Consider the following 13,806-nt stretch of genomic DNA (forward strand, 5'->3'; position numbering starts at 1 on the left):
GAAAGAGGCATCGAGCAGTGAAAACCATCCGATTTCCCCGCCGCGCCGTCCTGTTGGGCGGGTTGGCAGCGTTTTTGTCCGGCTGTGCTAGCAAGTTCCGCAGCTATGGCGGACCCGAGGTGACCCGTGTTCGGCTTTATAAGGGGCAGCGCTTGCTTGTTCTCGACGGAGCCGATCGCGTATTGCAAACCTATCCGGTCGGGCTGGGTTTCGCTCCTGTGGGTCACAAGCAATTCGAGGGAGACGGCCGGACCCCGGAGGGCACCTACATAGTAGATAAGCGCAACCCTGAAAGTACGTATCATCTTTCAGTTGGTATCTCTTATCCGAACGAGGCCGACATCGCCTTTGCCGAAGCGCAGGGCCTTTCCCCCGGCGGCGACATCTTCATCCATGGTGGTCCACGCCCGGGCATCGACCCGACAAATGTCCGCGATTGGACAGCTGGCTGCATCGCGGTCACAGATCGGCAGATCGAGGACATCTATGCAATGGTGAAGGACGGAACACCTATCCACATCTTTGCATGACGGTCCTTCTCATGCGGCGGTAGTGAGCCGTCGCATTGGCCGCCATTGCCCAGCTCCACGAAGCCAAGATGAGCGCCAACAGCATCCAGTCCCCGAAGCTCGCGTAGAGTGTCGGCGGTCGCGCGGAGGGCAGGCTAGCGTCGATGATGCCCGTTTCGCCGGTATCGAGCCGCGCAACGATCTCTCCGCTCGCGTCGATGACCGCAGAGATGCCCGTATTCGCGGCTCGAATTACAGGAAGGCCTTCCTCTATGGCGCGCATACGTGCGGAAGCCAGATGCTGCTCAGGTCCGATGCTGGTGCCAAACCAGGCGTCGTTGGTGGCGTTGAAGATCCAGTCTGGCCTGAACAGGTCGTCGACCACATGGCTTGGGAAGATGATCTCATAGCAGATCGCCACGGCGACCAGCGGCACACCCGGAAGCGCAAGCGTTCGCGGGCCCGGTCCGGGCGTAAAATCGCCCAGACCCGCCGTGAGCCGCTCGATGGGCAACCAGCCACGGAATGGCACATATTCGCCGAAGGGTACGAGATGGTGTTTCGCGTATCCGGTCAGGATTCCGCCGGTCGCGCCAAAAGCCTGGACCGTGTTGAAATATCGGGTGCCATCCTCGCTCGGTACCCGGTCCGGCACCCCGGTGAGCAGCACGCTGCCTTCTGGTAGCGCGGCGGCAATGCGGGTCTGCGCCTCCGTATCCTCATCGAGGAAACCCGGAAAGGCGGTTTCCGGCCAGAGAAGAACGTCGAAATCGCCGCGCCGGGTTGAAAGCTCAAGATAGCGCGCGAATGTCGCCTCGCGGTTCTCGGGCGCCCATTTCTCCTCTTGTGGAATGTTGCCTTGGACAATGCGCAGGTCGACACCGGATGGCTGTTGTGCATCCGACTGGAGGCGAAGCGTGCCGACAGCCCACATCGTCGCTATGCCGGCCAGCGCCATGAGCGAGATGGTCAATCGTTGCCGCCCGGACGCCATGGCAGCCGCGCCGGGGAGTACCGCAACGAACACGGTGAGAAAGCTTAACCCATAGCTTCCGACCCAGGCGGCGGGCTGGCGAAAAGCGGCGTAATCGACCAGAGCGTAGCTGGCGAGGTTCCACGGAAATCCTGTCAAAACGTGACCTCGCAACCACTCGGCAGCGGTCCAGGAGGTCGCGAACAGGAGGCAGGCCAAGAGACTGCCCATGGCTCCGCGCCGCGCGATTTCGGCAAAAAGCGCGGCGGCAATGGCTGGGAAAATCGCGAGACCTGCGGACAATCCCGCGACCGCCGGGATCGCCATCGTCCCAAACCGCTCGGCCTCGACGTAGAAACTCTCTGCAATCCACGAAATCCCGAAACCGAACTGGCCAAGACCAAACGCCCAGCCGACGAGGAAAGCGCGCCCGAAGGAGAGATCGCGAAGACCGACAAACAACGCGGAATAGGCAATGGGAACAAGCAAGAGAAGCGAGAAAGGCGGGAAAGTCAGAACGGTCAGCGCCCCGGCGACGAAACCAAGCGTCATCCGCGAAAGAAAACGGTGGCGCAGAGCGATGCGGTTCAGAATTTCCGGCTTCACGACTTGATCGAACGCCGCGCGCTGATCCATGGCGCGGCGAGCAAGAGCCCCACGCCACTGACGACAAATACATCGGCCAAGTTGAAGGCAGGCCAATGTGTTGTGCCAATGTAGAAATCGAGAAAGTCTGTTACAGCCCGATACCGCACACGATCGATGACATTGCCCAGGGCTCCGCCAATCATCGCGCCATAGGCAAGCGTTTCGACCGCATTGTCGGCGCGAAACAGCATAATCCCCAGCCAAACACAGATGACAAGAGCGAGAGCGATGAGGCTCCACCACGGCGCGCCGCCCAGCATCCCGAAAGTCACGCCGTCATTACGATAAAAGACGAGGTTGAATCGCGGAAACACGGAAATCCCGGCGCTTAAAGTGGCGGCATTCGCAACGACAATGGCTTTGGTGATCTGATCAATCGCGAACGCAGCAAGCGCCGCGAAGACGCCGATAACCGGAGATACCTTGTTTAGTGACATTGCCTCATCCCAACCAGACATCAAGGAACAGCATCAGAACGAGCCCGACTGCCAGCCCGAGCGTTGCCCTGTTCTGATGGCCGCTGCGATGGGTTTCAGGGATGATTTCGTGGCTGATGACGTAGAGCATCGCTCCCGCGGCAAAGGCCAGACCCCAAGGCAGCAGCGGTTCCGACAGTGTGATGATCCCGGCCCCGAGCAGGCCGCCAATCGGCTCGACCATGCCCGTCAGCGCCGCGATGCCCCAGGCGCGCAGCTTCGGATATCCCTCGCCCAGCAGAGATACAGCGACGGCCAATCCTTCGGGCGCATTCTGAAGCCCGATGCCGATGGCGAGCGGCAGACCGCCCTCCATACCTCCGGATCCGAAGCCGACCCCGACCGCGAGGCCTTCGGGGAAGTTGTGGATCGTGATCGCGATGATGAACAGCCAGACCCGCCGCAAAGACGCCGCTTCGGGCCCTTCGCGTCCCGTCTTGAAGTGCTCGTGCGGCAGCTTCTCGTTCATCAGCGCGACAGCCCCCATGCCCAGAAGGATCGAGACGCATACGATGGCCGCAGGCATCGCGTCGTTTTCGAACATTGGCTCTGCCGCATCCAATGCCGGGATGATCAGCGAAAAGAACGAGGCTGACAGCATGACACCGGCAGCGAAGCCGAGCGACAGATCGCGCGTGGCCCGGGACGGGATGCGCCCGAACAGCACGGGAGCTGCCCCGACTGCCGTGAGCGAACCGGCAGCGAGACTTCCGAGAAAGCCGAGCATTATCGGAGACAGATTTTCCATGGGCGGGCCAGATTATCCTTCGGCGTAGCTCGAAAAGACTTCCGTCGACCCGTCCTTGCGGATGAGGAAGACATCATAGGCCTCGCGGTCGTCTTCTGGCCCCATGCCGGGCGAGCCATAGGGCATCCCCGGAACGGCGAGGCCGACGGCGTCCGGGCGCTCCTCGAGAAGGCGGCGGATGTCAGCGGCTGGGACATGGCCTTCGATCACGTAGCCATCAATGAGCGCGGTGTGGCAGGAGACCATGCGCTGCGGCACGCCGTTGTCGAGCTTGAAGCGAACCAACGACCCACCGAACATGTTCTCGCCCGTCGGCGCAAACCCGTTTTCTTCGAGATGGTTCATCCACGAGAGGCAGCAGCCGCAACCGTTCGTCTTGCGGACGTCGATCGCCGTTGCCTCTGCGAGGGCCTGTGCCGCCGGGAACAGGGCGAGCGTGATGGCAAGAGCTTGGGTCATACGTTTCATGGGTCAGAGCCTTTCGGTTGTCGTTTCGGCAATCTCGCTGCCGAGGTTTTGATTCAGAAGTGCGCGCGCCTCGGCCAGACGCGAGAGCGCGGCGGTATCATCCGCTTCGCTCTCGGCTGCTTCGGCGAGCCGGTCGTCAGCGAGGGGGTCAGTCGGGCGCCCATCCACGAGGACTTCGTAGTGCAGGTTCGGACCTGTCGCCGTACCAGTCGCGCCGACGCGGCCGATCACATCTCCCGCCGCAACGCGTTGGCCTTGTGCCAGGTCTTCCGGCACGGCGCTCAGATGCGCGTAGCGCGTCATGGTGTCGGAGCCGTGGGCGATTTCGACCACTCGACCATAGCCGCCCCGCCAGCCGATGAAACTGACCCGCCCCGGTGCCGTCGATTGAACCGGTGTCCCACGTGCCGCTGCGAAATCGACGCCGGTGTGCATCCGGACGTTGCCAAAGACCGGATGCGTACGGCGTCCGAACACCGAGCTTAGGCGCGCACCCTCGACCGGCTGTGCGAAGACGCGCAGCACCTCGCCATCGACGTAGATCGTCGCCTGACCGCTGCCGTCGTTTGGCCATACGATCTCGTAAAGCGAACCGCCGATCTCCAATGCGGCGAAGGCGAGCTCGGGCTGTCCGATCCTGTCCTCGCCCACACGCGCCTCGCGCCAGAGAAGCCTTAGTGTCTCGCCACCGGCCAACTCGCGGCGGAAGTCCACGGTCCCACCCAGCATCTGCGCAAGGTCCACGGAAAAACGGGCGGGTATGCCGGCTTCGTCGAGTGCCGCGAAGATCGAGCTGTAGATCACCGCTTCGCCGGCAAGGGTTACGATCTCCGGATCCGGAGCCACGACCTGCGTGGACAACTTCTCGCCGAAAACCACCTCGATCCGAACCCCGTCCTCGACGGCGAGTGAGACGGTGCGGGGGCTGCCGTCCACGGTCGAAGCGACAGTGACCGAGTGCCCCGGCCGCAGCCGTCGCAGATCGTATTCCGCGCCAAGCGCGAGGGCAACTTCGGCTCTGTCAGGTGCCGCAAGTCCAGCTTCGGACAGCAAGAAATCGAGCGTCTCGCCAGGTGCAATGTCGCGCGACCACGTCGACAGCGGTGGCTCGATCGCCCTTACCGGCCTGTCGGCAAACGCGACCTGCAGAAGGGGTAGGGGGCCGAGGTCGGGTGCATCCTCTGCCCATGCCGTCGCGGGCAGCGTCACGAGGATTTCAACGTTTCTAGGGGCTTCAGGACCTTGGGGCATCCAGCTACCTGCCTGGGCAAGTTCCGGCGGCACGGGTTCTTTCGACATGAAATCAGAGATGGCGATAGCCGCTCCCGAAACCGTCCCCGCAATTGCGACACCCGCCGCCAAAGTTCTGAGCCTCATGTCGCCCCCTCCATTTCTTCTGCTAGCGCGCGGCGAATTTTCGGCACCGCGAATTCTCTGGGTTCGTGATAGTCGATCATGGTGACGAACCGCCCAGAGGCTGCGAACAGGAAGACGCTCGCGGTGTGGTTCATCGTGTAATCGCCGCTTTCCGTCGGCACCCGCTCGTAGGTGGCGCGGAAGCCGTCCGCGACGCGCGCGATCTGCTCTTCCGGTCCCGTCCAGCCACGTATCCCAGGATGGAAGTAGCCGACATATTCGGCCATCGTTTCGACAGTGTCGCGCTCGGGATCGACCGTGATGAAAACCACGTTCATTTCGTCGGCCTCGTCTCCCAGATCGTCGAGCCATCCCGAAATGTCCGAGAGCGTGGTCGGGCAGACATCGGGACAGTAGGTAAAGCCGAAGAACGCCATCGTCGGGCGACCGATAAGGGTTTCTGGCCCGACCGCGTTGCCCTCATGATCCGTCAGACGGAAATCCATCTCGGTCAGGGCCACAGGCCGCTGCCCGACAGGTTCGGGTCCACCGGGTCCATCGACCTGCCACCAACCGACGAAGAGCATCAGGGCGACCGCCCCGACACCAGCCGCCCCGTACCCCAGGATCGCCCGTCGCCGCATCAGTCCTCTGGCCCCCGCGCGGCGATTCCAAGGATCGGCACCTCGACCGTCACTTCGCCTCCGTCGTCGAAAAGCAGGGTCAGCGGAAAGGTGTCCCCTTCCGTCATCGGTTCTTGTAGCCGCATCAGCATTGCGTGCAGGCCCCCCGGTTCGAGCGCGACGCTCTCGCCCGGGGCGATCGCGATCTCCCCCGCCGGGCTCATGGAACTCACACCTTCGGCATTTGTCTTCGTCTCGTGAATTTCGGGCATCATCGCGAGCGGTGTTGTAAGGCCGATCAGCGTCACTGGCTCGTCGCCAGTGTTGCGGATCGTCATGTAAGCGGCCCCGGGACGGTTCATCCCGATGGAGGCGCGGGACCACGCGTTCTCGACGACAACATACTCGAGTCCGGCCAGCGCGGGCGCTGAGAACCCTCCAAGGGTCAAAAGCGCCGCCAGTGTGCTGGTCAAAATATACTTTTTCATCGTTCTGATCCTGCCCTTTCCATTCAGCTTTGCGCAGCAGCGACTTCGGCAGCCACCAGACGACGCAATTCTGCCTCTCCGAATGGATCGAGCGGCTTGCCGTTCACGAAGAATGTGGGCGTCTGGCGAATTCCCACGGTCTCGACGTCAGCACGATCCTGGTTCAGGATCGCCACGACATCGGGTGCCAGCATTTGCGTGCGCGCGGCCTCGGCATCGAGTCCGGCCGTGGCGGCGATCTGAAGGATCAGGCCAGGCGCCGGGGCACCGTGCGACGCCCATCTCGGCTGTTCCCGCAGAACGGCCTCAAGCACCGGCACGTAAACGTCCTGCATGCGCGCCGCCTCGAGCACGCGGATCGCTTCCTCGGATGCCGCGCCGTGGAAGGGCGTGTAGCGGATCACGACGCGGACAGCATCCCCATGCTCGGCCATGATGTCCTTCACGATGGGATGAAAGGCGCGACAGGCCTCGCAGGCCGGATCGAAGAATTCGACGATCGTGACGGGCGCTTCCGCAGGCCCGAGGATGGGCGAGTAGGGGCGGATCATCGCGTCCGCGAGTTCCGGCGCAACAGGCTCCGCTTCGGCCACCGGGCCGGGGCGGGTTGCAAACCAGGTGGCTCCGCCGAAGCCGGCGACGCCGAGGGCGAGAACGGACAGGATCAGGCCGCGTCGGTTCATGTTCGTGTGTCCTTCATTGAAAGGGCCGACAGCGCCCCGATCAGCGCGAAGGCGGCGAGCGCCATCAGCGGGATCGGGATGCCGAAGACCAGTTGGTTGTCATCGGTGCAAGAGGGGCCGGTGGCCGTGCAGGGCTGGATGCGTTCGGGAACAAGACCGACGTACAGCCCCATGTGCCAGAGGGCGATTGCGCCGCCGCCAAGCGCCAATGCGATGCCGTAGCGCCCCACGCGGCCGTCCCGCCACCAAAGGCCGAGCCCGAGGACAATGGCCAAGGGAAACATGAAGGCGCGCTGGAACCAGCACAGCAAACAGGGCGTCTGCCCCAGCACCTCGCCGATGAAAAGCACGGCAAGCGAGGCGACGAGTGCGATGATCCACGCCAGCCCGAGGGCTGTTTCTCCGGATATGCGGTTCATTTCGGTCAGATCCTCTCTTCCAGATCGGCGAGGATCTTTTCGGCGGAGGTGCCGTAGGGCCACGAGTCGGCGAAGCCCGCGTCGGGATCGAAGAGGAACAGATGCGACGTGTGGCCCATCGTGTAACCATCCGGCGCTGCGGCCTCTTCGACGCGCTCAAAGAAGATTGGAAACGTCTCGGACGTGGCGGCGATCTGTTCCGGCGTGCCCGTCAGCCCGATGATGCCCGCATCGAACAGCGGGACGTATTCGGCGAGTGCTGCGGGCGTGTCTCGTTCAGGGTCGATTGTTATGAAAATCGGCTGGACCTTGGCGGCATCGTCGCCCAGACCCTCCATCACCGCCGCGACCTCAGATAGGGTCGTCGGGCAGACGTCGGGGCAGTTGGTAAAGCCGAAAAAAACAAGCATCCAGCGCCCCGCAAAGTCCTCCTCGGTTTGAACCATACCCTGGTGGTCCGTCAGTTCGAACTCAGCGAAAAAAGGCGGCTCGGCGTCAGTTCGGGCGCTATCGGCACGATAATCGGACCATAGCAAGAGCCATACGAAGGCAAGCGCTGCCACGCCTGCCAAAACCCAAAGAAACTTCTGTGCCGATGTAAAGGACAATCCTGTTCGCCTGTTTTTGATTCTTATTGCATGTGCGGATACATCCTCTAGCCGCTAGAGGTTCAAGCACGAAATCATGGTATAGCTTGAACTCACGCGTCTGTGAATCCGACACTTGTTTATTCCGACGGCAAAACCTACACAAACTGTATCTTTTTCATGGAGGCGAAAATGCTCACGATCGGTACTCTGTCAAAGAAGACTGGCACAAAAGTGCAGACTATCCGGTACTACGAACAGATCGGACTCATGCCCGAACCTGGCAGGACCGAAGGCGGACAGAGGCGCTACGACAATGCACAGCTCGACCGACTGTCCTTCATCCGCCATTCGCGGCAACTCGGTTTCTCGCTCGATGCGATCCGCGAGCTGCTCGACCTCAGCGACCATCCCAACCGCCCCTGCGACGAGGCAGATGCCATCGCGCGTCGCCAGCTCAAACAGGTGGAGCAGCGCATGGCCCGCCTGAAGGCGCTGCGCACGGAACTGAAACGCATGGTTCACGAATGCAGCGGCGGGCGGACCGGAGACTGCAAGGTGCTTGAGGTGTTGCGGGACCATTCGGAATGCCTGACCGAGCACGAGGAAATCGGGGCCTGAAGGAAGTCAGCCAACATTCCGGCTGGAACGCAGATCAGCCGCAGAAGTTAATGTGTCGTACAACACAAGCTGGAACCACAAAATGGCCGCTAGACAAGATTCAATGGAGAGACGGACGCTTTGGATCGTTCTGGCGCTTAATATCGGCTTGGCCGTGGCCTTTTTCGCAACAGGCGCCTTCGGCGACTCAAGTGCCCTGATCGCCAACGGGCTCGATAACCTCTCCGACAGCTTCGTCTACGCGATCAGCCTTTTCGCTTTGTCCCGATCCGACAAATGGAAACGCGGGGCGGCGAACATCTCCGGTGGGCTGCTGATCCTGTTCGCTGCAGGCATCCTCTACGATGCGTGGCGCCGCTACATCGGCGGGTCAGATCCGCTCGGGACGATCATGATCGCCATGGCCCTGATGGCGGCGGCCATCAACGCAGTCTGCGTCTGGCTGCTCGCTAAGCTTAAAGATCCGGACGTCAACATCCGCGCGGCCAACACCTTCAGTTACAACGATTTCGCCGCGAACCTCGGAATCGTCGTGGCTGGCGGCCTCGTCGCCTGGCTGGGAACAAACTGGCCGGACCTCGTCGTCGGCGTGATTGTCGCCGGGATCGCGGCCTGGGGAGGTATCGACATTCTGCGCGACGCACACGGCGAACACCACAAAGCAGTTCATACGGGCAAATAGTTGCGGGAGATTCTTTCTGAAAGAAAGGATTGAAGCTACAGTGACTATAGCAATTAGTCTTGTTCCAAGACGATTCGAGGAGCGACCCGTTGCATATGACCGACCCCCTACTTGTACCCACCAAACTACTGGATTTTGATGCCGCGCCTCTTGCGCATCTAATTGAGACCCGCGGCTGGCGCGGCTTATCCGAATACGATCGGATCGGAGCTACCTATGATTTCGTTCGGAATGAAATCGCGTTCGGATACAATCGAGCCGACGACATCCCCGCCTCGGATGTGCTTTCCGACGGCTATGGGCAGTGCAATACCAAAGGGACGCTCTTGATGGCGCTGCTGCGTGGTGTCGGCATTCGTTGCCGGTTGCATGGGTTTACGATCCACAAAGGCTTGCAGCGCGGTGTTGTCCCAGAGTTGGTGTATCCGCTTGCTCCTCAGGAAATTCTCCACTCATGGGTTGAGATCGAATATCAAGGTGCTTGGATCAATTTCGAAGGCTTCATCCTGGATGACGCTTTCCTCAAAGTCCTGCAAACGTCTTTCTCGGACACGGACAGTCTCTGCGGTTATGGCGCGGGCACGGATTGTCTTGGCGCGCCTCCCGTCGCCTGGAACGGAGAAGATACCTACATTCAGAAAACCGGCATCGTGCAAGATTTCGGCGTGTTTGATACGCCGGACGCCTTCTATTTGTCCCATGAGCAATCCTTTGGATGGCTGCGTGGTGCCCTTTACCGTCATATCATCCGCCACTGGATGAATGCGCGCGTACGTGGTTTCCGCAGCGGCCGCCTCAAGACTGACGGACGCGCGACACACGCGCATAAGGAGCCTGCCAATGCCGCATGATCATGGGCACGCGCATATTGATCCGGATACTGGCGATCGGCGGGTTGCCATCGCGATCTGGGCGAACGGGCTTCTTACCGTTGCGCAGATCGTCGGGGGCATATTCTCGGGTAGTCTGGCACTGATCGCCGATGCGCTGCACAACTTTTCCGATATGGCTTCGCTTGTCATTGCCTTTGCCGCGCGCAGGATCGCGCGCCGCCCGGCCGATGAGCGCATGACCTTCGGATATGGCCGGGTCGAAATCGTCGCAGCCCTGATTAACTACACCACCCTGATCGTGATCGGCTTCTACCTGATCTACGAGGGTAGCATGCGCATGATCGATCCGCCCGAAGTCATGGGGTGGACCGTCGTCATTCTCGGTGGAATCGCGCTTGTGGTCGACACGCTGACCGCAATGCTGACCTATTCGATGCAGAAGGGGAGCGTGAACATCCGTGCGCTTTTTCTCCACAACCTTTCGGATGCGTTGGCTTCAGTGGCCGTCATAGTCGGCGGGACGCTCATTATACTTTATGATATGCGTTGGGTTGATCCGGCCATCACCATCGGCATCGCGCTCTACATCCTGTATCTGTCCTTCACCGAAATAGGGGGCCCAATTCGAACCCTGATGCTCGGAAGCCCGCCAGATATTGATGGAAATGACGTGGTCAGAGCGATCCAGAGTGTCGATGGCGTTGTGGACGTGCATCATGTCCACCTGTGGCAAATGCAGGAGCACGCTGCGGCATTGGACTGCCATATTGTCGTCGAACGCGAACGGATGGGTGAGGCCGACAAGATTAAAGAAAACGTCAAATCGGTGCTGCATGAACGTTTCTCAATCGAGCATTCCACGCTTGAATTCGAAGCGAGCGACAATGCGCATCAGGAGGCGCAGGTGTTCGGACACCGCTCATGACGATTGCCCAAGGCATACTAGTGGTCGTTGGCCTGCTGTCCGGTCTGGTTTTGATTGGTGCGCTCCTTTGGTCGATCGCCCGCCCGTCCAAGCGCATCTGGCCTCCAAACAGAGAGCATTCAGTCATACCAAACATTGCATGGGGACTCACATTGGCCGTGTTTGGGGCGGTGATCGGTTTGGGCATTTTGGATTGGAAATCCGCTTCTATGACCAACGCGCTCCGTTGGGCGGTCGGGCCGTTCTTGATCGCAACCGGAAATCTGATTGTCTGGTGGGGGGCATTCAGCATTGGACTGAAAGCCACCAGCGGTGCGAAAGACGAGCTGATCACTTCGGGTCTCTACCGTTTCTCTCGGCATCCGCAATACCTTGCCGACATGGCCATCCTGATAGGCTTTGGTCTTCTCTTCGCGTCACCTTGGGTTTGGGCTATCGTCATCGTTGGAGTTGCCGCGCTGGCCCTTGCCCCGCTCGCAGAAGAGCCGTGGCTGAATGAACAATACGGCTCCAAGTATCGCGATTATTGCGCTGAAACGCGTCGTTACCTGTAAACTCGCGACCTCACGAGAACGTCATCGTTTTTCAGTTGAACCTCTAGCTACTAGAGGTCGTATCCGTCAGCCAACAAAAGAATGAGGCGAGGCATATGACAAAAACACTGAAAACACGACGCCAGTTCGTTTCGACAACTATGATCGGACTTCTGGTAGCACCTTCCCTTCTCCGTGCTCAGGAGCAGGAGCCCTCGGCGGTACGCAGAAATATTTCGTCCTTTAGTGCGGATCCCTGGCAAGACCACTTCGATAACCTTCAGCACGGTGCAATTTTGTGCGACATCGACTCGCGTGCAGTCCAGTATTGGTCGGAAGACGAAAGTGTCTACAAACTCTACCCGTCGAGTGTCCCTGCCTCGGAAGAGTTGACCCGCAGGGGATATACAAAGGTTATAAGGAAGGTGGAGGGGCCGAGTTGGCGGCCCACTCCATCAATGAAAGAGCGTAACCCCGAATGGCCTGACTATTGGCCGCCGGGTCCTGACAACCCGCTTGGAACACACGCACTTTATCTGTCGTGGCAGTATTACCGGGTGCACGGAACCGGTGACACGCGCAAAATCGGTCGGCAATCATCAAACGGCTGTATTGGACTGTACAACGAGCACATTGCTGAACTTTTTGCTCTGGCAGAAGTGGGAACCCAGGTCAGGATTTTCTGAAAGCCAAGGAAAGCTGGCTAATACCTCCATTCTTAACATAAACTTCATTACGAGTTAAAATCTGCGGCCCGGGGCACATTCTATACTGGGTTGCGAATTTTCCCCTATCTTGCTGGAAAGCAAGGAGAATGAAAGATGGCGCATACAGAGCTAAACCTGCGTGAACGGCGTGCGATTGAAGATATGTTGAATGCCAAGGTACCAGTGCGAGAGATTGCAGCGGAGATCGGCAGGCATGTTTCGACGGTCTATCGGGAGATCAAACGCAATGGCTACAGCGACGAAGAACTGCCAGAGCTGAATGGTTACTATGGCGTAGTCGCTCAAAAAGCGGCTACCCAAAGACGCGCGCGGCGGCGCAAGCTGGTGCGTCTTGTTGGTCTGCGAAAGGCTGTGATCAAGCAGCTCAAAGAAGGTTGGTCGCCAGAACAGATCGCAGGTCGATTGCAGTTCGAAGGCCAGACCACCCGTGTCAGCCACGAGACGATCTACGCCTATGTTTACGGCCCGGATGGCCGATCCAAAGAATTGGCACGCCACCTTCCGAGCCGCCGCAAAAACCGCAGGCCACGATATGCTAGGAGGCCCAGAGGTCAGGTGTTTCCGCCAGATCGGTCCATTCATCAGCGCCCTGAACATGTGAAGACCCGAGAGACATTCGGAGAATGGGAAGGCGATCTGATGATCTTTGAACGGGCCCAAGGCAAGATGAACGTGGCTTCGCTGGTCGAGCGCAAGACCCGCTTTGCCGTCTTGTTCCGCAACAACGACCGCAGTTCGACGCACTTCATGAGCAAGCTGATGGATGTGATCGAACCCCTGCCCCAACCCGCACGTCGATCGATCACATTTGATCGGGGTTTTGAGTTCCGTGAATGGCGCAAGTTGAAGCCTGGGATCGGTACTGAGGCCTGGTTCTGTGATCCGCAGGCTCCCTGGCAAAAGGGATCGGTTGAAAACCTGAACAAACGGGCGCGCCGATACTTGCCAAGAGACGCGCCTGTGGCCGCGCTCTCAAATCGAGATATGAAGTCGATTTGTGATCGCTTGAACGGGACACCTAGAAAGTGCCTCGGATGGAGAACACCAACTGAAGCATTCAGGGAAGAATTGATGAAACTGAGATAGCGGAAACTGTCGCAACGACCCTTGAGACTCCACGGGGCACATTCTACCCTGAATTACGAATAACACTATAAAACAATGAGTTACCTTACAGGAGAACATCGTATGGGGAGCCGTGTACTCGCAACTATCCCTTCATGAACGCCGTAAGATCGCGAACTGGTGGCACGCAAGAGTGCCCGTCCGAGAGATGGCGCGGGTTCTGAAGCGCCACAAATCGGCGATCTCTCCCGAGATCCAACGCAATTTCTAGGCCGACGACAGGTTTCCAAAGAAATACGCAGTCTACTTCAATCATCCGGCTCAATAGCAGACGGACAAGCGTCGATCTGTGCAGCGCAAGCTGATCTGGCATCCGGGCGCGACGGTCGTTGATGTTTCTGGGCAGTGACGTCCGGAGCAGCGTTAACCATCCGGCAAAGT

General features: G+C 59.6%; 19 protein-coding genes. 9 read left to right on the forward strand and 10 right to left on the reverse strand.

The window, feature by feature from the left end; translation table 11 throughout:
* Positions 1 to 17: 17 nt before the first annotated feature.
* Entirely contained in the window at positions 18 to 530 is a 513-nt protein-coding gene (locus K5Q35_RS18365; RefSeq protein WP_220800866.1) for a murein L,D-transpeptidase family protein, read from the forward strand.
* Here K5Q35_RS18365 and lnt read toward each other — a convergent pair.
* From lnt to K5Q35_RS18415, 10 genes are read right to left on the reverse strand one after another with little or no spacing between them, the layout of a single operon-like run.
* A complete protein-coding gene (lnt, locus tag K5Q35_RS18370) occupies positions 511 to 2,118 on the reverse strand; it encodes an apolipoprotein N-acyltransferase (RefSeq protein WP_220800867.1) in 1,608 nt (535 codons plus the stop codon). The genes K5Q35_RS18365 and lnt overlap by 20 nt on opposite strands.
* A complete protein-coding gene (gene lspA / locus K5Q35_RS18375) occupies positions 2,085 to 2,588 on the reverse strand; it encodes a signal peptidase II (RefSeq protein ID WP_220800868.1) in 504 nt (167 codons plus the stop codon). Before lspA ends, lnt begins: the two co-directional genes overlap by 34 nt.
* Positions 2,572 to 3,354, reverse strand: a complete 783-nt coding sequence (locus tag K5Q35_RS18380; RefSeq protein ID WP_220800869.1) for a ZIP family metal transporter — start codon at positions 3,352 to 3,354, stop codon at positions 2,572 to 2,574. Before K5Q35_RS18380 ends, lspA begins: the two co-directional genes overlap by 17 nt.
* A gap of 12 nt (positions 3,355 to 3,366) precedes the next feature.
* The gene (locus K5Q35_RS18385; protein WP_013959872.1) at positions 3,367 to 3,822 is read right to left on the reverse strand and encodes a DUF411 domain-containing protein; all 456 of its coding nucleotides are present in this window, start codon (positions 3,820 to 3,822) and stop codon (positions 3,367 to 3,369) included.
* Between the two features lie 3 nt (positions 3,823 to 3,825).
* The gene (locus tag K5Q35_RS18390) at positions 3,826 to 5,199 is read right to left on the reverse strand and encodes a M23 family metallopeptidase (protein WP_013959871.1); all 1,374 of its coding nucleotides are present in this window, start codon (positions 5,197 to 5,199) and stop codon (positions 3,826 to 3,828) included.
* Positions 5,196 to 5,822, reverse strand: coding sequence for an SCO family protein (locus tag K5Q35_RS18395; protein ID WP_013959870.1), 627 nt, complete (start codon positions 5,820 to 5,822; stop codon positions 5,196 to 5,198). The genes K5Q35_RS18390 and K5Q35_RS18395 overlap by 4 nt, the downstream gene beginning before the upstream one ends.
* Positions 5,822 to 6,289: a copper chaperone PCu(A)C gene (locus K5Q35_RS18400; RefSeq protein ID WP_013959869.1), complete on the reverse strand. Its 468-nt coding sequence runs from the start codon at positions 6,287 to 6,289 to the stop codon at positions 5,822 to 5,824. The genes K5Q35_RS18395 and K5Q35_RS18400 overlap by 1 nt, the downstream gene beginning before the upstream one ends.
* 23 nt (positions 6,290 to 6,312) lie before the next feature.
* Entirely contained in the window at positions 6,313 to 6,972 is a 660-nt protein-coding gene (locus K5Q35_RS18405; protein WP_013959868.1) for a thioredoxin domain-containing protein, read from the reverse strand.
* A complete protein-coding gene (locus K5Q35_RS18410; RefSeq protein ID WP_220800870.1) occupies positions 6,969 to 7,391 on the reverse strand; it encodes a disulfide bond formation protein B in 423 nt (140 codons plus the stop codon). Before K5Q35_RS18410 ends, K5Q35_RS18405 begins: the two co-directional genes overlap by 4 nt.
* A gap of 5 nt (positions 7,392 to 7,396) precedes the next feature.
* Positions 7,397 to 7,999, reverse strand: a complete 603-nt coding sequence (locus K5Q35_RS18415; RefSeq protein ID WP_259650585.1) for an SCO family protein — start codon at positions 7,997 to 7,999, stop codon at positions 7,397 to 7,399.
* Between the two features lie 171 nt (positions 8,000 to 8,170).
* On the opposite strand from K5Q35_RS18415, the gene K5Q35_RS18420 reads away from it, so the two are divergent.
* From K5Q35_RS18420 to K5Q35_RS22945, 8 genes are all read left to right on the forward strand, one after another.
* Positions 8,171 to 8,599: a helix-turn-helix domain-containing protein gene (locus tag K5Q35_RS18420; protein ID WP_013959865.1), complete on the forward strand. Its 429-nt coding sequence runs from the start codon at positions 8,171 to 8,173 to the stop codon at positions 8,597 to 8,599.
* 103 nt (positions 8,600 to 8,702) lie between these two features.
* Positions 8,703 to 9,281, forward strand: a complete 579-nt coding sequence (locus K5Q35_RS18425; protein ID WP_220800909.1) for a cation transporter — start codon at positions 8,703 to 8,705, stop codon at positions 9,279 to 9,281.
* A gap of 95 nt (positions 9,282 to 9,376) precedes the next feature.
* Complete coding sequence (locus tag K5Q35_RS18430; protein WP_220800871.1) at positions 9,377 to 10,132, forward strand: transglutaminase family protein; 756 nt, start codon at positions 9,377 to 9,379, stop codon at positions 10,130 to 10,132.
* Positions 10,122 to 11,039 carry a cation diffusion facilitator family transporter gene (locus K5Q35_RS18435; protein WP_220800872.1) on the forward strand — a complete coding sequence of 306 codons (918 nt, stop codon included), beginning with the start codon at positions 10,122 to 10,124 and terminating at the stop codon, positions 11,037 to 11,039. Before K5Q35_RS18430 ends, K5Q35_RS18435 begins: the two co-directional genes overlap by 11 nt.
* Positions 11,036 to 11,593 (forward strand): isoprenylcysteine carboxylmethyltransferase family protein, encoded by a 558-nt coding sequence (locus K5Q35_RS18440; protein ID WP_220800873.1) that lies wholly within the window; start codon positions 11,036 to 11,038, stop codon positions 11,591 to 11,593. The genes K5Q35_RS18435 and K5Q35_RS18440 overlap by 4 nt, the downstream gene beginning before the upstream one ends.
* 140 nt (positions 11,594 to 11,733) lie before the next feature.
* Entirely contained in the window at positions 11,734 to 12,258 is a 525-nt protein-coding gene (locus K5Q35_RS18445) for a L,D-transpeptidase (RefSeq protein WP_374758662.1), read from the forward strand.
* 135 nt (positions 12,259 to 12,393) lie between these two features.
* Positions 12,394 to 13,386, forward strand: coding sequence for an IS30 family transposase (locus K5Q35_RS18450; RefSeq protein ID WP_220800875.1), 993 nt, complete (start codon positions 12,394 to 12,396; stop codon positions 13,384 to 13,386).
* Between the two features lie 112 nt (positions 13,387 to 13,498).
* Entirely contained in the window at positions 13,499 to 13,636 is a 138-nt protein-coding gene (locus tag K5Q35_RS22945; protein WP_220800876.1) for a helix-turn-helix domain-containing protein, read from the forward strand.
* Positions 13,637 to 13,806 lie beyond the last annotated feature (170 nt).

Origin of the sequence: Roseobacter sp. OBYS 0001, from assembly GCF_019654895.1 — a bacterium.
Classification (GTDB): domain Bacteria; phylum Pseudomonadota; class Alphaproteobacteria; order Rhodobacterales; family Rhodobacteraceae; genus Roseobacter; species Roseobacter litoralis.